General features: G+C 72.3%; 15 protein-coding genes. 4 read left to right on the top strand and 11 right to left on the bottom strand.

Going from position 1 to position 18,177, the window contains the following annotated elements:
- Positions 1-57 precede the first annotated feature (57 nt).
- Entirely contained in the window at positions 58-612 is a 555-nt protein-coding gene (locus TR50_RS18915; RefSeq protein ID WP_042422463.1) for a DinB family protein, read from the top strand.
- Between the two features lie 51 nt (positions 613-663).
- Here the strand turns inward: TR50_RS18915 and TR50_RS42655 are convergent, their stop codons facing one another.
- From TR50_RS42655 to TR50_RS18865, 10 genes are all read right to left on the bottom strand, one after another.
- Positions 664-1,389, bottom strand: coding sequence for a rhomboid family intramembrane serine protease (locus TR50_RS42655; RefSeq protein ID WP_052441094.1), 726 nt, complete (start codon positions 1,387-1,389; stop codon positions 664-666).
- A gap of 160 nt (positions 1,390-1,549) precedes the next feature.
- Positions 1,550-2,824 (bottom strand): Dyp-type peroxidase, encoded by a 1,275-nt coding sequence (locus TR50_RS18905; protein ID WP_042422461.1) that lies wholly within the window; start codon positions 2,822-2,824, stop codon positions 1,550-1,552.
- Positions 2,825-2,826: 2 nt separating this feature from the next.
- On the bottom strand, positions 2,827-4,017 hold the full coding sequence (locus TR50_RS18900) for an EfeM/EfeO family lipoprotein (RefSeq protein WP_052441093.1): 1,191 nt from the start codon (positions 4,015-4,017) through the stop codon (positions 2,827-2,829).
- A 3-nt stretch (positions 4,018-4,020) separates the two neighbouring features.
- On the bottom strand, positions 4,021-4,923 hold the full coding sequence (locus tag TR50_RS18895; protein WP_084700538.1) for an alkaline phosphatase family protein: 903 nt from the start codon (positions 4,921-4,923) through the stop codon (positions 4,021-4,023).
- Between the two features lie 362 nt (positions 4,924-5,285).
- Positions 5,286-5,741: a luciferase domain-containing protein gene (locus TR50_RS18890; protein ID WP_063775102.1), complete on the bottom strand. Its 456-nt coding sequence runs from the start codon at positions 5,739-5,741 to the stop codon at positions 5,286-5,288.
- A 42-nt stretch (positions 5,742-5,783) separates the two neighbouring features.
- On the bottom strand, positions 5,784-6,584 hold the full coding sequence (locus tag TR50_RS18885; RefSeq protein WP_042422459.1) for a hypothetical protein: 801 nt from the start codon (positions 6,582-6,584) through the stop codon (positions 5,784-5,786).
- On the bottom strand, positions 6,581-7,426 hold the full coding sequence (locus TR50_RS18880; RefSeq protein WP_152648479.1) for a hypothetical protein: 846 nt from the start codon (positions 7,424-7,426) through the stop codon (positions 6,581-6,583). Before TR50_RS18880 ends, TR50_RS18885 begins: the two co-directional genes overlap by 4 nt.
- A 130-nt stretch (positions 7,427-7,556) precedes the next feature.
- The gene (locus TR50_RS18875) at positions 7,557-8,630 is read right to left on the bottom strand and encodes an SIS domain-containing protein (RefSeq protein ID WP_052441092.1); all 1,074 of its coding nucleotides are present in this window, start codon (positions 8,628-8,630) and stop codon (positions 7,557-7,559) included.
- On the bottom strand, positions 8,627-9,694 hold the full coding sequence (locus tag TR50_RS18870) for an ROK family protein (RefSeq protein ID WP_063775101.1): 1,068 nt from the start codon (positions 9,692-9,694) through the stop codon (positions 8,627-8,629). Before TR50_RS18870 ends, TR50_RS18875 begins: the two co-directional genes overlap by 4 nt.
- Positions 9,695-9,792: 98 nt before the next feature.
- A complete protein-coding gene (locus TR50_RS18865) occupies positions 9,793-11,268 on the bottom strand; it encodes an APC family permease (protein ID WP_042422450.1) in 1,476 nt (491 codons plus the stop codon).
- Positions 11,269-11,418: 150 nt separating this feature from the next.
- Here TR50_RS18865 and TR50_RS18860 point away from each other — a divergent pair, with 150 nt between their 5' ends.
- The 3 genes from TR50_RS18860 to TR50_RS18850 all read left to right on the top strand — a co-directional run bounded on the left by TR50_RS18860 (position 11,419) and on the right by TR50_RS18850 (position 13,533).
- Positions 11,419-12,615 carry an ROK family transcriptional regulator gene (locus tag TR50_RS18860; protein ID WP_236654477.1) on the top strand — a complete coding sequence of 399 codons (1,197 nt, stop codon included), beginning with the start codon at positions 11,419-11,421 and terminating at the stop codon, positions 12,613-12,615.
- 22 nt (positions 12,616-12,637) lie between these two features.
- Entirely contained in the window at positions 12,638-12,811 is a 174-nt protein-coding gene (locus TR50_RS44275; RefSeq protein ID WP_236654476.1) for a hypothetical protein, read from the top strand.
- Positions 12,812-12,972: 161 nt separating this feature from the next.
- The gene (locus tag TR50_RS18850; protein ID WP_236654475.1) at positions 12,973-13,533 is read left to right on the top strand and encodes an Ig-like domain-containing protein; all 561 of its coding nucleotides are present in this window, start codon (positions 12,973-12,975) and stop codon (positions 13,531-13,533) included.
- 76 nt (positions 13,534-13,609) lie between these two features.
- Here TR50_RS18850 and TR50_RS18845 read toward each other — a convergent pair whose 3' ends face one another.
- Positions 13,610-17,896, bottom strand: a complete 4,287-nt coding sequence (locus tag TR50_RS18845; protein ID WP_042422442.1) for a discoidin domain-containing protein — start codon at positions 17,894-17,896, stop codon at positions 13,610-13,612.
- Between the last annotated feature and the right edge of the window lie 281 nt (positions 17,897-18,177).

Raw genomic sequence — 18,177 nt, 5'->3', positions numbered from 1 at the left:
GAGGTCGCCCGCGTCGAGCGCGGGTACTCCTTCCAACGCGACTGAGGAGCGGTCTCGATGAGCGAGCGCCCGAACCCGGTGACCGACGGTGTCCTGATGACCTTCGATGAGGTCCGGGACCGCTTCCTGGCGCGACTCGAGGGCATGACGGACGCCGCGTACCTGTGGGAGCCGGTCCCGGACTGCCTCAGCGTGAGCGTGGGCGCGGACGGCCTCTCCCGTGCCGACGACCGGCCGGAGGGGTCGACGGGCCGGGCGCCCTTCGCCACGATCGCCTGGCGGGCCTGGCACATCGGATCCGACTGCCTGCGCGGCTACGGTCGTTTCTTCGGTGAGGAGCCGGGGACCGGCGCGGAGCGGCAGCTCTGGCCCGCCACGGCCAAGGAATCCATCGCTGCCCTGGCCGAGGACTTCGCCCGCTTCCGCGCCCACGTCGTCTCGCTCGGCGATGTCCGTCTCGTCGCGCCGATGGGCCCCGTGGCCGGCCCGTACGCGGAGGACAGCTACCTCGCCCTCACCACCCACGCCATCGACGAGTGTGCCCACCACGGCGCGGAGATCGCCCTCCTGCTCGACCTCTGCGCCCACGGCTTGGGCCCCGGAGGGGCCTGAACCGGCCCCGGCCTGGACTTGCGAGCCTGACCGCTCTGACCTGGCGCCCGCTCAGGCCGCCGCGGGCCGGGGCAGGCCGACGGGGCCGCGGACGCTCAGCAGCAGGCCCAGAAGGCAGCCTGCGACGAGGCCGACGCCGTGGTTGTTGCGGAGGGCGCAGAGGACCAGGCCCGCGGCGGGGACGAGCAGGACCAGCGGGCTGTCCTGGAAGGTCCGTCCGAAGTCGGCGCCCCGCAGCAGGCAGACGACCGCCAGGGCGCCTACCAGACCGCAGACCGCCACGGAGTCCCCGCCGCCGCGGGGCGCCCAACCGGCCAGGCTGGCCGTCTGCGCGGCGACGCCCGAGACGAGGAAGACCCCCGCCGTCCGCCAGCCGCCGAGGACCGCCTCGGCGACGACGCCGACCACGAGCAGCGCGGGCAGGTTGCACGCGATCTGGGCCAGGCCCGAGGACTGCACCAGCAGCGCCGTTCCGGCCCGCCACCACTGCCCGTCGGACAGCGCGCCCGGCTGCCGCATCAGGTCGCCGACCACGGCGGGCGCGGCGTACTGGACCACCGCCATCACGGCCATGACCGCGAACAGCCCGAGCGAGACCCACGGTCGTCGCGCGAGTGCGGCCCGCAGGACGGCGACCACCTCGCCCGGCTGCACACCGCCCCGCGCGGTCCGCCCGGCTCGGGCACCGTCCGCCGGCCCCACCAGTACCAGCGTCCGCAGCCCCGCCGTGACCACCGCGGCGGCGCAGGCGTACAGCTCGATCTCGTGCGGCGACATCGTCGTTCCCCCGTTGACTCAGTGCGTGAGGGACCATGATCTCGTTCCGATGCGACGCCGTGCCAGCGCTGCTGATAACGGATCAGGCATGACAGACGTCACTCGCGGCGGGCCCACGTGCCGGGCGGCAGGGCCGGACCGAACGATCCGCCCGGCAGGGCTACTCGGCCAACAGCCCCGAGGCGAAGGAGTCGTGGGGGCCGCGGACGCCGGGGAGGGCGAAGAAGTAACCGCCGCCGGTGGGGGAGATGTAGTCGACGAGGGGTTCGCCCGCGAGGCGGGCCTGGACGGCGGCGAACTGGCGGGAGACGTCCTGCTGGTAGCAGCAGAAGACGAGGCCGAGGTCGAGGTTGCCGTCGGTGTCCAGGCCGCGTTCGTAGTTGTAGCCGCGACGCAGGATCTGCTGCGAGGCGGTCGCCTTGGTGCGGGGGTTGGCCAGCCGGATGTGCGCGTCCATGGGGATGAACAGGCCTGCGGGGTCCGCCTGGTAGCCGGGGATGTCGGTCTCGGCGGAGCCGTCCAGGGGAGCGCCGGAGTCGCGGCGCCGGCCGATCATGCGTTCCTGCTCGTCCAGGGAGACGCGGTCCCAGAACTCGACGAGCATCCGGATGATGCGGATCACCTGGTAGGAGCCGCCCTCCGTCCACGCGGGCTCGCCGTCGCGGCCGCCGTGGGTCCACACCAGCGCGTCGGTGACGGCGCCGCTGGTGGTGTCGGGGTTGGCGATGCCGTCCTTGAAGCCGAGGTGGTTGCGCGGCGCGCCGCTCGGGCGCGGGGCCGAGTGGGTGCCGTCGATCTTCCAGCGGGCCTGGATCGCGCCGCGGGTGTGCTTGGCGATGTCCCGCAGCGCGTGGGCGACGGTGTCGCGCGAGTCCGCGCACAGCTGGAGCGAGAGGTCGCCGTGCAGTTCGGTCGAGTGGGCCATGTCGTCGTCCGCGAAGACCGGCATGGCCGTCAGCTTGGCCGGCCGCCGCGCGCCGAGACCGTAGCGCTGCTCGTCGAAGAGGGAGGCCCCCACGCCGACGGTGACGGTCAGTCCGTCCGCGGGCAGCACGGGACCGAGCGTGCCGCTGTCGGAGGGCGCCGAGGCGAGGTCGGTGGCCGGGGCCGGGCCGCCCGCGGTGAGGCGGCGGACGCGGTCGGTCAGCACGGCGAAGAGGTCCCGCAGCGCCGCCCGGTCGGGGGCGATCACGTCGAAGGAGACGAAGGTCGCGGCCGCCTGCGGCGGGGTGAGGATGCCGGACTGGTGCGGGCCCTCGAAGGCGATGACCCGGCCCGAGCCGGTGGTCGTCGGCACGGGCCCGGACGACGTCGCCGCCGTGGCCGCGCGCGCGGTGTCCGCGGCGGTCGCGCCCAGGGCCGCCGCGCCGACCACGCCCGCCGTCGCCCGTTGCAGGAAGCCCCGTCGCCCGAGGGAGAGCTGGGGTTCGCTCATGGTCAGGCTCCGTTCCTCGGGCTGAGAAGGTTGGGCAGGGCGGCGAGCTGCTCCAGCAGCGCGCCCAGCGTGCCGTCGAGACGCTCGCGGGTGGCCCGGTCGAGCGAGGCTGCGGCAGGCCAGTCGGCCGCGCTGCCGTGGGCGGCGGCGAGTTGGCCGCGCAGCGTGGCGAGGCCCTGGTCGAGGGTCTCGACGAGCCCGGGGTCGCGCTCGCGCACCAGCGGGGCGAGCAGCGACACCACCTCCTGGGTGCCCTGCGCGTTGGCGTCGAGCGTGGCCAGCGTCGTGCCGGAACCCTGGTCCTCCTGGCCGGTGAGCTGGAACTGCAGGGCGTTCTCCAGGATCTCGTGCGCCCGCAGCGGCAGGTCCTCGGAGTCGATGTCCTCGCTGGGGAAGTCGGCGATCAGCCCGTTGACGTCGGCGACCAGCTTCTGCGTCAGCGGCCGGACCCTGTCGGCGGGGGCGCCGTGCCACAGCGCGTGCTCGATCGCGAGGAAACCCGTCCAGCCGTGATCGTCCACGCCGTCGGGAAGTCCGTCGGGGCGGCCGTCGATGTCGCCGTCGAAGTCGCCGAAGGAGTTGTACGCGGCGCCGAGCCGCTCGTAGGCGAGGTGCGCCGGCAGCCAGTCCGTCCGCGCGGCGGCGAGGTCGCCGCGGGCGACGTCGGCGTCGAGAGTGCGCGCCGCGTCCAGCAGGTGCGGCAGCGCGGCCGCGACGTAGGCGCGGTAGGCGGTGACCGGCTGCTCCAACTCGGTGCTGTTCATCGGCCGGTAGCCGGTCTCGGTGTCCGTCGCCGAGCCGCTCACGGCGACGGTGGACGAGGTCAGCACGGGGCCGTCGGAGAAGACGCAACGCAGCGCGTAGCGCCCCGCGGCCAGCGAGGCGGACAGGGGCAGCGAGTGGTTCGGGCCGAGCCAGCGGATCTCCGCGTACGCGCGGGCCCCGGTCGGGTCGGTGACGTAGACGCTGACGAAGGTCGTCGCGGCGTCGCGCACCTCGAAGTCGACCGGACCGGCCGGGAGCCGCGCCGGCGGCGCGCCGCAGGCGTGCTTGTCGACGGTCACGGCGAGCGGCGCCGGCCCGGCCGCGGCGGAGCCGTCGAGCGCGAGCGTGAGACCGACGGCGCCGCCCGCCACCGCCAGGGCCAGAGCCCCGGCGAGCAGCGGACGGCGGAACCGGGCACGAGCGGTCAACGCTCAGCCCCAGATGTCGGTGATGGGCGTGGCGCTCGCGGCGCTGCCGGTCTTGGCCAGGCCGTACATCTGCTCCAGCGTGGAGAGGACGTTGTAGTGGTTGATCTTCTCGCTGTACTTGCCGGTCACGACGTTCGCGCCGGAGAAGATCGTGGCGATCTGGTTGCTCTCGGTGGAGTCGTCCTCGTCCCAGGTGACGACCAGGAGGCTGTTGTTGGCCTTGGCCCAGGTGGCGTAGGCGGACATGTTGTTCTTCAGCCAGGTGTCGCCCTGCGCGACGGTGCCGTCGTGCATGTCGTCGTTCAGGTTCGGGATGACGAACGAGAGCGTCGGCAGGCTTGCGTAGTTGGAGCTGGACGGGAAGGCGCTGAACGCCACCGAGTCCGAGCTCGGGACGTTGCTGAAGTTGATCCACGGCGAGTGCTTGCGCGCGTAGGCGCCGGAGGTGCAGGTCGTCGAGCCGGTGCTCGGCAGGCCCTCGGAGTAGCCCTTGAACGTGTCGCCCGCGCCCAGCAGTTCGGAGCCGAGGTTGGCGGTGGTGCCCTCGTTGACGGGACACTTGTCGGAGCTGAGCCCGAAGGTGCTGCCCGCGAAGAGCGCCATGTAGTTGGGCTCGCTCGGGTGCGTGACGGCGAACGACTGCGTCATCAGCGCGCCGCCGTTGGCAAGGGAGTTGATGTAGGGCGCGGAGCTGCTGCCGATGATCTCGTTGTACGCGTGGTTCTCCTCCATCACGACCACGACGTGCGAGTAGGTCGGCAGGGCGGAGGCGGCGAGCTGGGCGTGCACATGGGCCTTCGGCGCGGCGGCCTGCGCGCCGGCCTGCGGGGCGAGCGAGAGAGCGGCGATCCCGGCGGTCGCCGCGGTGACGGCGGCGGCGAGGGCGAGGCGGGACTTCGGACGCATGGGTTTCACTCCCGGGGCGAGGTGATTGTGCATGCTCGGATTACCTGTCAGCGTGCATGCTTTCCATGCCAGATGCCATAGGGCTGACGAGTTCGCGTCACGTCGGTGAACTGTTGCCCTCGGGGTCGCGCGCGCCCGGACGGCGGCTGCCCGCCGACGGTCAGACGCCGACGGGTCGGACGGTGGCGGGTCGGACGATGGTGGGATCGAGGATGCCGACGCGATCAGGGATGCCGACGGGATCAGTGATGCCGGCGGGGCGACTTCGGGGCCCGGCTCGTCAGGGTCCCGGACATGCGCGTGCGCCGTCAGGGCTGTCGCCCTCTCCGCCCGAGGGGGAGGGGTCGTCGCGATGACGCGGGCTACGCCGCGTGGTGGGGGCGGATGAGGCCGCGGCGGCGGAGGCCGTCGAGAAGGCGCCGGGGCTCGGACGCCCGCTGCTGCCCCTCGGGGCGGAGGATCGTCGTGCGCTGGAAGTTGCACGGCGTCGGCACCAGAGTGGGGTGCTGCGCCGCGTTGGCCTGGAGGGCGACGCTGACCAGCGTCGAGAGCAGGTCGATGTCGGTGTCGCACTCCACCAGCACCGTCACCCAGCCGGAGTCGGCGTGGAGCCGGACCGCCGTGGACTCGCGCAGGCGTTCGTCCAGCCGTGCGATGGCGGCCGGGGTCAACTGCACATCGGTCTGCGGGCCGGTGTGGAAGTGCACGATCTCCCGCCCGCCCGAGGAGAGCGAGGTGCCTACCCCGCAAGAGGATTGACCGAGCGTCAGATCGGGCCAGCCGACGAGTTGTTCCCTGGCGCGTTCCGCAGCCGACATATGAACATCCTTGCGCCCGCCGTGAGCAGTGTTGGCTTGAGCCTACTGCACACGGCGCGCACATGGAGGACTTGTGAGCGCCCGGTTTCCAGCCGGTGTCGGGAGCGGGACGACCGGGAGGCTGTCGGCCACGGCGACGAGGGAGGCGGTGGGCAGCCCCGCGTCGGACAGAAGGGCGAGGCTGAGCGCCCCACCGTCAGGTGCCCGCCGCTGCCAGGCGATGCCGTTCGGGCCCACCCGGGCGAGCCGGCCGTCCGCCGCGACCAGCGGAAGGTCGGTCGGCCAGCCGTCGGGCCAGTGCCGCCCGTACTCCTCGACAAGCCACAGCGAGCCCCGCTCGTCGTCGGTGAAGAGGGTGGACGCCGCCGGGGACCACTGCGCGTCGGAACCGCCGGGCGCGTATCCCGGGGCGTATCCGGGCGCGACGTACGCGAGCCGGTAGCCGGCCGGGAGCGTGCAGGGACGCAGCAGGTCCGCGCCCTGGAAGACCGTCACCGGTGTGCCCTCGTGCGCGTCGACGAGCGTGCGGGCGCCGAGCGGCGCGGCGAGGTCGACCTGCCGGACGAGCAGTCGGGCGCCGCCGACGCAGGGCCCGGTGTGCGGCACGGTTCGGAGGTCGAGCACCACCGTCGGACCGCGCCCGCGGGCGCGCAACAGGCCGGAGCCGAGGCACTGCCCGGTCTCGGTGACGCTCACCCTGCGGCCGTCCGCGGAGACCAGCGCGGGGCCGACGGGGGTGGCGACCAGGCCGTCGGACGGCGTGGCGCGGGCGGCGAGTACGCCTCCCAGCGCGCTGAGCGCGACGGCGAGGAGGGTGGCGAGGGCGGCGGCGTGGCGCCTCATCGGACGAAGCCCGTCTCCTTCGCGAGCGACGCGCAGGCGGCCGTGTCCGAAGGGACCGGCGTCGGCCTGCCCGACGACGCGAGGACAAGGGTCAGTTCGTAGCCGCCCTGCCGCCACCACAGGCTCCACAGGTCCGCGCCCAGGGTGTAGCAGTCGGCGGGCGCGCCGTTCGTCGCCGCGCGCCAGCGGGACGGCGGGTTGGACGCCCTCGGGGGAGCGGTGCCGGGTCCCGTCGCGGGGCGCTGGTAGAAGTCCCACGTGACGCGCTGCGCGCTGTCCGTGTAGCCGTGCCACAACGCCAGCGGGCCCGTGCAGTATCCGGGCGCCTGCCCCCGTTGCTGCACGACGCAGGGAATGGGGCCGAAGGGCTCGGTCAGCCGCGGGTCCTTCAGTTGCGGCACCCGCTGCCCGTCCAGGACGGGCAGCGGGCGTCCGTGGCTGTCGGTCAGCGTCCTGGCTCCGAGCGGCCGCCCGAGCGCCAGCGGGAACCCGACCGGTTGGGAGCAGGAGCCGTCGGCGTGCGTCTGGCCGGGAGCCTGGTGGACGTGGAAGCGGACGGCGACGGAGGCCGCGTGCGGCTGGACCGACAGGTCGAAGCTGATCGGGGAGAAGCAGGAGGCCATCTCGCCGCTCATCTCGGCGGGACCGTAGGCGAAGAGCAGCGTGCGGCCGTCCGCGGAGACGAAGACCGGCCCGTGCGGGTCCTCGTACCAGTCCCTTCCGGCGAAGCGCCGCGCCCACCCGTAGGCGGCCCAGCCCACGAGCGCGCACACGAGCACGGCCGCGGCGATCCGCAGGACCCTCCGCGCGGAGCGGCGGTCGACGCTGTCGGGAGCTCTCATGAGCGCCCCCTCCCCGTCGCTCCGCACGGCCATGACGCGTGTGCCGCAATCGAAATGACGCCGCGTCATGGACGTGACGGCTCCGGAACCGTGCCGCGGGGAGCAGCTGGTGGGCGTCGGCTGGTGGGGGTCAGCTGGTCATGGTGACCTTGTTGAGCCCCGCCGGCCGGTCCGGGTCGATGCCGAGACGGCGGGCGGTCGCCAAGGCGAGCTGCTGGCCCCGCACGGTCGCCGTGACGCAGTCGCCGAGGTGCCCGAGCGCGGGCCAGGGCAGGTCGGCCTCGGGCGCGGCGCCGGCCAGCAGGATCGGGGCACGACGGGCGGCCAGGGCGTCGCGGAGGTCGAGGGTGTCCGCGTCCGCCGGGCCCGAGCCGGCGAGCAGGAGGGCCGGGGCCTCAGGACCGCAGACCGCGATCGGCCCGTGGCGGAAGTCCGCTGTCGAGAAGCCGTGCGCCATCAGGCCGGTGGTCTCCTGGAGTTTCAGCGCGCTCTCCAGGGCCGCCGGGTAGCAGGCGCCGCGCCCGACGACGGCCAGGCGGTCGTGGTCGGCGAGCAGCGCCGCGGCGCGCTCGGCGCTCTCCGCGTCCGCGAGGACGCGCGCCACCGCGTCCGGGAGGGCGGCGGCCTGAGCCTGCGTGAGCCCGGCCGATCCGAACCCGCCGGGCGCGAGCCCGGCGGCGAGGGCCAGCAGGGCGAGCAACTGCCCCGTGACGGTCTTCGTCGCCGGGACCGCGACCTCGGGCCCCGCCTCCAGGGCGATCGACAGATGAGCCGCGCCCGCCAGCGCGGATCCGCCGTCGTTGGTCACGGCGACCACCCGCGCGCCCGCGTCGGCGTAGCGGCGCGCCAGGTCGACGATCTCCGGTGTGCGGCCGGACTGGGAGAGCGCGACCAGCAGCCAGCCCTGGAAGCCCTCCGGCGCCCTGCCGTACGCGGTCGCCACGCTCGGCGCCACCAGGCACGTGGGCAGGCCCGTCCGCAGTTCGACGGCGTAGCGGCCGAGCAGGGCCGCGTGGTCGGAGGAGCCGCGGGCGAGGAAGGCGACGCCGAGCGGCGGAGCACCGTCCGTCAGGGCGGCGACCTGCGCGGTCAGGGCCGGCCAGCGGTCGACCAGGGCGGCCAGCACCTCCGGTTGCTGGCGCATCTCCGCCTCCATCCGGGCGCCGGGGACGGCGGCGGGCCGGGTGGTCGTCGTGGTCGTCATCGAAGGGCTCCCAGGGGTGCGGTGGGACGCGGTCGGTCGCCGCCGCGTTCGCGGCGGTGCGTGTGGAGGCTGTCGATCGCGAGCGTGACCGCGCCGTGCAGCGAGGCGTCGCGACGGAAGCGGGCGGCCCGCAGTTCGGGCGGGAAGGGGGTGGCGTCGGCGATCAGCCGCTCCAGGGTGGGCAGGATCACCTCGGCGGCGGCCATCATGCCGCCGCCCAGCACGATCCGGGCCGGGTCGGCGAAGGCACAGAGGTTGGCGAGGGTGACGGCCAGCACGGTGAGCGCGTGCTCGGCCAGGTCGCGGGCGTCGGGGTCGGTGCTGCGGAACAGTTCGGCGGCGCTGACGCTGCGGCCCAGCAGTTCGGCGGCCCGTTCGCCGAGGCCCTTGCCGCCGACGATCTCCTCCAGCGGCGCGTGCCCGGCCGCGACGGCGTCCACGGGTGCGCCGCCGGGGTTGACGTAGCCGATCTCCCCGGCCGCCTGGTGCGCGCCGGCGAGGACCTGCCCGCCCACGGTCAGCGCGGCCGCGATGCCGGTGCCGAGGCTCACGTACAGACCCGGGTCGGCGTCGCGCAGCGCCCCGAAGCGCAGCTCGGCGAGCGCGCCCGCCCGGACGTCGTTGGCGACGGCGACCGATGGGGTGTCCAACTCCTCGGCCAGGCGCGTCGACAGGGCGAGCCGCTCCCAGCCGGGCAGGTTGGGGGTGAGCAGGATCCGGTCGGCCTGGACGATGCCCGGCGCGACGGCGGCGTAGGCGGCGACGGCGACGCCGTGGCGCTCGCGCGACTCGCGGGCCAGCCGTCGGGCGGCGTCGGCGGCGCGCGCGAGGGTCTGGTCGGGGCCGCGCTCGGCGAGGGTGTCGAGCCGTTCGCGGGCGAGCAGGCGCCCGCGGGAGTCGGCGAGGGCGACCTCGGTCTTGGTGCCGCCGAAGTCGACGCCGATGACCGTGCCCGGCGCCTCGTCCTGGGCCTGGTGGTCCTGGGCGTGGTGGTCCTGGGGTTGGTCGTCCTGGGGTCGGTAAGGGTGGGGCAGCGGGGTGGGGTCCTGCGGTGTCACGGGCATCAGTGCGTTTCCTCAGGGTGCGGGCCCGGCCGGGGCGGGGAGGTCCCGGCCGGGCCCGCTGGATCGGTGGCTCCCGGGTCGACGGATCGACGGATCGATCAGGTGGCGGAGCCGGCGAGTTCGGTGGCCTGCTGCTCGGCGAGGAACTGCTCGCGGATCTGCTTCTCGCCGAAGGGCCAGACCTTCTCCACCCGGGACCAGATCAGGTAGGCCACCACGCCGAGGGCGACCCAGCCGAGGGACCACTCGATGGGGTGCACGCCCGGGTTGGCCTTGTCCGCGTAGCCGTAGATGACCAGCCAGCCGATGCCCGCGACGACGCTCGGCAGCGGGTAGAGGAACATCTTGTACGGCCGGGCCAGGTTCGGCTGCCGCCTGCGCAGCACGGTGACGGCGGCGATCTGGGCGAGCGCCTGGATGATCACCATCACGGTGGTGAGCAGGGTGATCAGGATGCCCAGCGGCGGGTGCGTGGCGGTGTTGCCGACGTGGCGGGCGAAGAGGAAGCCGGCCGCGGTGATGACGCCCATGCTGAGCAGGCCCAGCACCGGGAAGTTGTGCTTGGGGTGCAGCTTGGCGAAGGACTTGAAGAAGACCTGGTCGCGCGCGGCGTCGAAGGGCACCCGGGAGCCGCCGAGCAGGCCGGTGAAGACGGAGGCGAAGGCGGTGATGAGGATCAGCCAGGTGACCACGTCCGCGGTGGTCTTGCCGAAGGTCTTCTCCAGCACCGCCGAGGCGACGGACTGGGAGGCGACGTTGTTCGGGTCGAGCATGTCCTGCCAGCGGATGACGCCGAGGACGCCGATCTGCAGCAGCAGGTAGATCCCCATGATGGCGACGATGGACCAGATGATGGAGCGCGGCAGCACCCGGCCCGGGTTCTTGACCTCGGCGCCCATGTAGGCGGTGGTGTTGTAGCCGAGGTAGTCGTAGATGCCGATGGTCAGGCCCGAGGCGAAGCCGATCCAGAACGCGCCGTGGGTCAGCTGGATCGCGTGCGCGGGCCAGGTGAAGGCCAGCGACGGGTGGAAGTGCGTGAACGAGGCCAGGATCACCGCGGCGACGGAGACGATCATCACCGCCCACATCACGACGGTGACCTTGCCGATGTTCTCGATCTTGCGCCAGAGCAGCAGGATGACCAGCGCGACGACGCCGACGCCCACGATGTCGCCCTGACCGGTGGTGAGCTTCGGGAACAGGTAGCCGAGGTACTGCACCAGGCCCTGGACGCCGGTCGACATGATGAGCGGGATGAAGAGCATGGCGGTCCAGACGAACAGGAACGGCATGAGCTTGCCGCTGCGGTACTGGAACGCCTCGCGCAGGTAGACGTAGGTGCCTCCGGAGCCCGGCAGCGAGGCGCCGAGCTCCGCCCAGATCAGACCGTCGGCCAGAGCGAGGATCGCGCCGGCGATCCAGCCGATGACGGCCTGCGGTCCGCCGAAGGCGGCGACCATGAGCGGGATCGTGACGAACGGTCCGATTCCGCACATCTGACTCATGTTGATGGCGGTCGCCTGGAACGGGCCGACCTTTCTGGACAGTCCGGACGATCCGGCCGGGTCGGACATCAAGGGCCTCCGTTGGGGAGCTGTGGTGTGGGGTGGGGGTTGTAAAGTTAAATTCCTTTACTAGTGCCGTCAAGGCTCCGGGCGATCACAGTTGTCTAGAGTTGAGGGCCGACGACGACCGAGGCCGGACCACCCGAGAAGCTGGAGCCCGTGGACGAGCAACCCTGGAGCCGCACGAGACTGCGCAGCAACAACGAGCTGCTGCTGCTCGAACACCTGCGCAGCGTCGGCGCCGCGAGCCGCGCCCAACTCGCCCGCGACACCGGCCTGTCCAAGCCGACGGTGTCCAGCGCCCTGGCCGCGCTGGAGCAGGGCGGGCTGGTGCGCGAGGTCGGCACGATCGTCCCCGAACGCGGACGCAGCGCGGTGCTCTACGAGCCGGACCCGACCGCCGGCTACGTCCTCGGCGTCGACATCGGCCGCGCCCGGCTGCGGATCGCCGTCGCCGATCTCGCGGGCCGCATCCAGGCCCGCGTCGACGTCCCCAACGAGGGGAGCACGGCCGACGCCGTCGCCGACGCGGTCGCCGCGGCGACGAAGCGCGCCCTCGCGGAGGCCGGCGTCCACGCCGACCAGGTCGTGCACGCCGCCGTCGGCACCCCCGGCGTCTTCGACGCCGAGTCGGGGCGCGTCCGGTACGCCGTCAACCTGCCCGGCTGGGGCCGGGCGGGGCTGGTCCAGCAGTTGCGCACGCAGCTCGGCGGCCCGGACCTGTCCATCCACAACGACGCCAACCTCGCCGCGCTCGGCGAGTACGCCTTCGGCGCGGGCCGGGGCAGCCGCCTCTTCGTCTACGTCCTCGTCGGCACCGGCCTCGGCATGGGCGTCGTCGCCGAGGGCCGCCTCTTCACCGGCGCGCACGGCGCGGCCGGCGAGATCGGCTTCCTCCCGCTGTCCCTCAGCGCCGCCACCGACCCGGCCCCGACCGCCACGGGCCGCCGCGGCACGCTGGAGGACGCGGTGGCGGCCGACGCCATCGTCCGCACCGCCCGCGAACTCGGCCTGCGCGACGCCCCGACGGCCAAGGACGTCTTCGACGCGGCCCGCGCGGGCGACCCCCGCGCGCAGGAGGCCGTCGCCCGCGAGGGCGAACGACTCGCCCTCGTCGTCGCCGCCGTCACCGCCGTCCTCGACCCGGACCTCGTCGTCCTCGGCGGCGGCGTCGGCCACAGCGCGGACCTCCTCCTCGACCCCGTCCGCGACGCCCTCGGCCGGATGACCCCCCTCCGCCCGGAGGTCGCCCCCAGCACCCTCGGCGACGACGCCGTCCTCCTCGGCGCCATCGCCTCCGCCCTCCGCGAGGCCCAGGCGGCGGTCTTCGAACGCCACGCGACCAGCGCGGGGTGAGGCCCTGCGCCCGACAGCAACGGTGCGGGTCGAGCGTCCCGCGGCCGGGCACCGGCCCCGGCTGCCCGGAGAGGGCCCGGCCGGGCCCGCGACGCATCTCGCCTCCGGAGGGAGCGACGCCGAGGACGCCGCGCTGGGCGCGGACGCCTGGCCGCACATCCTGCACGCCCTGCACGGCGCGGACCGGACGCCGTAGCTCCCGGCGACGCACGACGCGGTACGCGGAGCGGTCACCCCTCGACCAGGACGAGCAAGTCGACTACGCCATGGCCGCACTGCTCCGCGGAAAGGGCGGCCGTCCGAAGGAACCCCGTCGGCCAAACAGGCCGACGCGCGCCGTCATGCCCCGAAACAGGGATGTTCCCGCCTTACGGTCTTGATCTGTTCCCCTACATGCTTTCTCGAGGAGGCGACCCGGTGACGCGTTGGAAGAACAGGCTGGCCTGGAATTCGGTCGCTGCCGCCGCCATGACGGCAGTTGTGGCCCTTGCCTCGCCGGCTGCGGCGGCAGGGCCTTCGACGACGGCGGTCCAAGCCTCACCCTCGGCTGTGACCGTCGGGCAGTCGGTGAGCCTCAGCGCGACGGTGTCCTGCGCCGGAGACCCCAGCGGTGGGCTCGGCATGACGTTCTTCGACGGCAGCACGCTCCTGGACACCGTGCCGGTGAGCGCGGCCGGGGCGGCGTCCTACACGACCTCCCTGTCCACCGCCGGCTCGCACACGATCACGGCCGCCTACAACGGCAACGACAACTGCACTGCTTCGAACGCGGTGACGACGGTCGTGGTGTCGGCGGCACCGACGCCCTCGAACGGGCTGTGCCTGCTCGCCTGCAGCGGCTTGATCAATTTCAATGTCGGCAACATCAACAACGAGATCGACGTCGACCATGACGGAACGTCGGCGCACCGTTCCTGAGGGGGAACGGCGGCTGACGACGCGGGCCCCGACCGGAGGGGTCGGGGCCCGCGCGCGTGGTCACCAGAGCGAGGTGCTACGGATTGACGGTGATGGTGAACGTCGACGTCGTGTTCTGGATGTTCACGTCGTTGTTGTTCTCCACGAGGTGGTTGAAGGTCACCGACCCGACCGCCGGGCCCTGGCCGGACTCCGGGAGCGGGTTGGCCCAGATGCCGTAGCCGGACCTACCGGTGCCGTAGGCGTCGTTGTACGCGTGGGCGCCGGTGATGGTGGTGTTGGTGAAGACGGTGTCGGTCACCGGGTTGAGGGCGCTGCCTCCCGAGTAGTCGCTCTGGAACATGATGCCGCTGTAGGTGGGATCGGTGATGGTCGCGTCGTTGACGCGGATGCCCTGGAAGGGCTGGGTCGCCGAGAAGGCCCAGATGGCCGGGAAGACCTGCGCGCCCCAGAAGTGCCCGCCGTCCCGCGTGAGCGAGAAGTTCGAGATGGTCGTCTGCGGTGACGACTCGAAACCCTCGAAGGCGTAGCCGAAGTTGAGCGAGGAGATGGTCAGACCCGAGTAGCACAGGGTGTCGGAGACGACGAAGTTCTGGATGGTGTTGCCGCCACCGCCGTAGACCGCGACGCCCGCCGCGCGCCACGGGGTCATCGCCGTGACGTTCTGGATGGTGTTGTTCTCCAGCTTGCTGCCCGGGTTCTGGTCCTGGGCCGCGAAGAGCGCGAAGCTGTCGTCACCGGTGCTGCGCGCCTCGTCGTTGGAGATCAGGTTGCCCTGGCTGCCGTTGGTGAGGTTGATGCCGTCCGCCATGGTGTCGCGGATGCGCATGTTGGTGAAGGTGGAGTTCTGCACGTTGGAGGCGCCCCAGACGCCGACCACGTTGTGCTCGATCCAGACGTTGTCGATCGTGATGTTCGACATGTTCCGCAGGTCCCAGGTGTGGCCGGGGCCGTCCTGGCGGGTGGTGTAGTTGCCGAACCAGGCGAAGCCGGTGAAGGTCGACCCGCTGGCGCCGGACTGGAGGTCCCAGCCGGTGTCCGTGTCGGTCTGGTTCTGCGGGGCGACGAACTGGCTGTACCAGACGCCCGCGCCGACCACCTTGACCGGCTTGCCGTACACCTGGAGGCGACCGGTGATCGCGTACTGGCCGGCGGGCAGGTAGACGCCGGTCCAGGTGCCGGTGGTGTCCATCCGCACCTTGTCGAGCGCGTTCTGGACGTCCGTCTGGGTGAAGCCGCCGGGGACGACCAGGTGGGCCGGGTCGGGGTTCGCCGTCTGGGCGGCCTGCTCCAGGTTCATGAAGTCGATCGCGTACTGCGACGAGTTGGACGCGTCCTTCTTCAGCGTGAACAACGTGCCCTGCGGATACGACTGCGCGAGCAGGAAGCTGGACTCGTCGTAGATGTGCCGTGGCGAGCCGGCGCTCGGGCTGTCGCCGGGGCTGGTCTCCGAGCCGTAGAGCCAGGCGTAGTGCGAGCTGAGGTTCAGCGGCTGCACCAACTGCCCGTTGGCGTAGAGGTCGAGGGTGGCGTTGATGCCGCCGCCGCCCGGTGCGTCGGGGATGGAGTAGCGCAGCACGAAGGTGTTGGTGGCCTCGCGCGAGGTCCAGCTGACGGAGTCGCCGGTGTTGTCCAGCGTCACCGCCTCGCGCCCGGTGGCCTCACCGGCGATGTCGCCGATGGTGCGGTTCGGGCCGACGATCGCGCCGGAGCCGCCGAGGACGCCGTCGGTGGACTTGTAGGAGTCGTAGGGCATGTTGGCGCCCTGGCCGACGAAGAGCGGGGTGTCGCTGGTCAGATGCGGCTGCTTGATCGGCAGCTCGTTCGCGTCGGCCGCGAGCACCAGGTGCGCGGTGTACTTGCCGTTGACCGCCGTCCACGAGCCGAGGCTGATCGGGGAGGTCGTCGCGCCGGGCGCGATCGTGCCGCTGACCGAGCCGGTCAGGGTGGTGACGGTGTTGCCCGTCGCGTCCAGCAGCGTGAGCGTGAGGCCGTGGCTGCCGCTGGTGGTGGCGATGGTGCCCTGGTTCTTCACCGTGGCGGAGAAGTTGACCGTGTTGCCCGCGGCCGGGTTGCTCGGCGTCCAGGAGAGCGTGCCGACCAGGTCGGCGGACTGGACCGGCGTGACGACCAGGTTGGTCGGGTTGGTGTAGCTCTGGTCGGCGGTCAGGTTGAAGTTCTTCCTCGACTCGTCGACCTTGGTGGTCAGTTGGTACGTCCCGGCGCTCTGGGTGCCGATGTTCGCCGAGACGGTCTGGGTCGCGCCGGGCGCGAGCGCGCCGACGGTGGTCGAGCCGACCTTGGTGGTGCCGAGGTAGAAGTTGACGTCGGTCGCGACCGAGGCCGCGGTGCCGCCGTTCTTCACCACGGCGGAGGCGGTGACGGAGTCCGTCTCCACCGGCGCGGACGGCGACCAGGAGCTGGAGGTCACCGTCAGGTCCGGGTTCGGCGCCGGAGTGCCGTAGACCTCGAGCTCGGCGACCTGCCCGCCCGGCGCGCCGCTGTTGGAGGTGATGGAGAGCTCGACGTCCGCGACCCGGCCGGAGACCGGGATGGTGACGGTGTTCTGGTTGCTGCTCGGGTCGAAGGAGTACGACTGCGCGGCCGCCAGCGTGGTGAACGTCGAGGAGCTCTGCTCGCGTCCGAGCACGGCGATCGTCTGCGTGCGCGCCGACCAGGCCGAGGCCGGGTTGAGCTTGACCACGACGGAGGACAGGTCGGCGTTGGCACCCAGATGCACCGTCAGCTGCGAGGGGTAGGAGGACCCTTCGAAGTAGGTGGTGACGTCGCCGTCGTTCGCGTTGGCGGGCGCGTAGGTGTAGGTGTACGCGGTGCCGTCGATCGGCTTGTGCAGGGCGAGGTCGGTGGAGGTGCCGCCGGACCCGGTGCGGGTCACGGTGTTGGACGCGGCGGATTCGAGGCCCGCGGCGTCGGTGGCCGTCACGTCGTACGAGACGGTCAGCGAGTCGGCGACGGAGTCGGTGTACGTCAGCGTCGAACCGCCCACGGAGGCGAGCTTGCTGCCGTTGCGGTACACGTTGTATCCGGTCACCCCGACCTGGTCGGAGGCTGCGGACCAGGTCAACTTGACCTGCCCGGAGGCCGGTTGGGTGTAGGCGAGGTTGCTCGGCGCGGTGGGCGGCGTGGCCGAAGCCCCGGCGCGGGTCACGCTGTTGCTGTTGGCCGACTGGTCGCCGGCGGCGTCGCGGGCGCGCACGAAGTAGGTGATCGTCGAGGTGGTCGGCGGGTTGTCGGTGTAGCTCGTCGCCGTGGACGGGACGGAGGTCAGCAGCGCGTTGTTCGCGTAGACGTCGTACGCCGTCACGCCGCTGCTGCTGGACGGCGTCCAGGTGAGCGCCACCGCCCCGGCGGCGTTCTGGGTGTAGGTCAGGTTGGTGGGCGCGGCGGGCGGCTGTGCGGCCCCGGTCGGGCCGTAGACCTCGAACTCGGAGATCTGCCCGGCGGGCCAGCCGGTGTTGGCGGTGATGTCCAGTCGCACGTAACGGGTGGTCGCCTGGCTGAAGTTGATGGTCACCGTGTTGCCGGTGGCCGGGTCGAAGCCGTAGCCGGCGGAGGCGGCGAGGTCGTTGAAGCTGCTGCCGTCCGTGCTGCCCTGGACGGCGAGTGTCTCGGTCCGAGCGGCCCAGGAGGTGGACGGCGGCAGCTTCAGCACGACCTGGTCGACGGTGACGGAAGCGCCGAGGTCGACCTGGAGCCACTGCGGGAGCGCGTTGTCGGTGGACTCCCAGTAGGTGTTCGCGTCGCCGTCGTTCGCGTTGGACGCGACGTAATTCTGGGTGTGCCCGGAGTCGCTCATGGTCTTGCCGAGCGCGAGGTTCGTGGGCGCGTTGGAGCTGCCGTAGATCTCGAACTCGGACAGTTGGGCGGCGTTCCAGCCGCTGTTCGCGGTGATGTTCACGCGCACGTAGCGGGTGCTCGTCGCCCCGAAGTTGACGGTGACCGTGTTCCCGGAGCCGGGGTCGAAGGTGTAGGTGGCGGAGGCCACGACGGTGGCGAAGGTGTTCCCGTCGGTACTGCCCTGGATGCTGAGCGTCTGGGTCCGGGAGCCCCAACCGCTCGGGAGCTTCAGCACGACCTGGCTGACGCTCGTCGCCGAGCCGAGGTCGATCTGGGCCCACTGCGGGAAGGCGCCGTTGGTGCTCTCCCAGTAGCTGGACTGGTCGCCGTCGTTGAGGTTGCCGGCGACGTACTGGCCGTTGGCGCTGGAGGCACTGGCGCTCTTGCCCGCCGCGAGGTTGCTGCCCGCGGCGTGGGCGGGAGCGACGGCGGTACCCAGCAGCAGTGCGAAGAGCGTGGCGAGCACGGCGAGAAGCGCCGGCGCGCGTGTTCGTGCGTGGTTCATCGTCCCTCGGTTCCTGTGAACGGACGCCGAGGCGAGCCGCGCCCCTGACCCGGGCCCCCTCGCTGGTGGCTGTGGTCTTCCGCGATACTGTCGCAGATTTCCAAAGCTTCGCCAGGAAGTTACAGACGTGAGCGCATGCAGTCAATGGACGTGGCAAGTGTCAGGGGCGCGAGGCTGTACCGATCTGCGGCTCCGCCGCGTGGGCGCAAGCAAGCCACCCACCGCGGATGGCCCTGTTGGATGAAGGGCCATCCGCAGTGGGTGGCTTGTCGCGCAGTTCC

It is taken from the genome of Streptacidiphilus anmyonensis (assembly GCF_000787855.1).
Taxonomy (GTDB): Bacteria; Actinomycetota; Actinomycetes; order Streptomycetales; family Streptomycetaceae; genus Streptacidiphilus; species Streptacidiphilus anmyonensis.
This window is presented reverse-complemented; position numbering and strand designations above follow the sequence as displayed.

Coding starts and splice junctions, on each gene's coding strand:
- TR50_RS42655 (WP_052441094.1), bottom strand. CDS start 1,389: ATGTCGCCGCACGAGATCGAGCTGTACGCCTGCGCCGCCGCGGTGGTC.
- TR50_RS18870 (WP_063775101.1), bottom strand. CDS start 9,694: ATGCCCGTGACACCGCAGGACCCCACCCCGCTGCCCCACCCTTACCGA.
- TR50_RS18890 (WP_063775102.1), bottom strand. CDS start 5,741: ATGTCGGCTGCGGAACGCGCCAGGGAACAACTCGTCGGCTGGCCCGAT.
- TR50_RS18915 (WP_042422463.1), top strand. CDS start 58: ATGAGCGAGCGCCCGAACCCGGTGACCGACGGTGTCCTGATGACCTTC.
- TR50_RS18895 (WP_084700538.1), bottom strand. CDS start 4,923: ATGCGTCCGAAGTCCCGCCTCGCCCTCGCCGCCGCCGTCACCGCGGCG.
- TR50_RS18850 (WP_236654475.1), top strand. CDS start 12,973: ATGTTCCCGCCTTACGGTCTTGATCTGTTCCCCTACATGCTTTCTCGA.
- TR50_RS18865 (WP_042422450.1), bottom strand. CDS start 11,268: ATGTCCGACCCGGCCGGATCGTCCGGACTGTCCAGAAAGGTCGGCCCG.
- TR50_RS18845 (WP_042422442.1), bottom strand. CDS start 17,896: ATGAACCACGCACGAACACGCGCGCCGGCGCTTCTCGCCGTGCTCGCC.
- TR50_RS18880 (WP_152648479.1), bottom strand. CDS start 7,426: ATGAGAGCTCCCGACAGCGTCGACCGCCGCTCCGCGCGGAGGGTCCTG.
- TR50_RS18875 (WP_052441092.1), bottom strand. CDS start 8,630: ATGACGACCACGACGACCACCCGGCCCGCCGCCGTCCCCGGCGCCCGG.
- TR50_RS18885 (WP_042422459.1), bottom strand. CDS start 6,584: ATGAGGCGCCACGCCGCCGCCCTCGCCACCCTCCTCGCCGTCGCGCTC.
- TR50_RS18905 (WP_042422461.1), bottom strand. CDS start 2,824: ATGAGCGAACCCCAGCTCTCCCTCGGGCGACGGGGCTTCCTGCAACGG.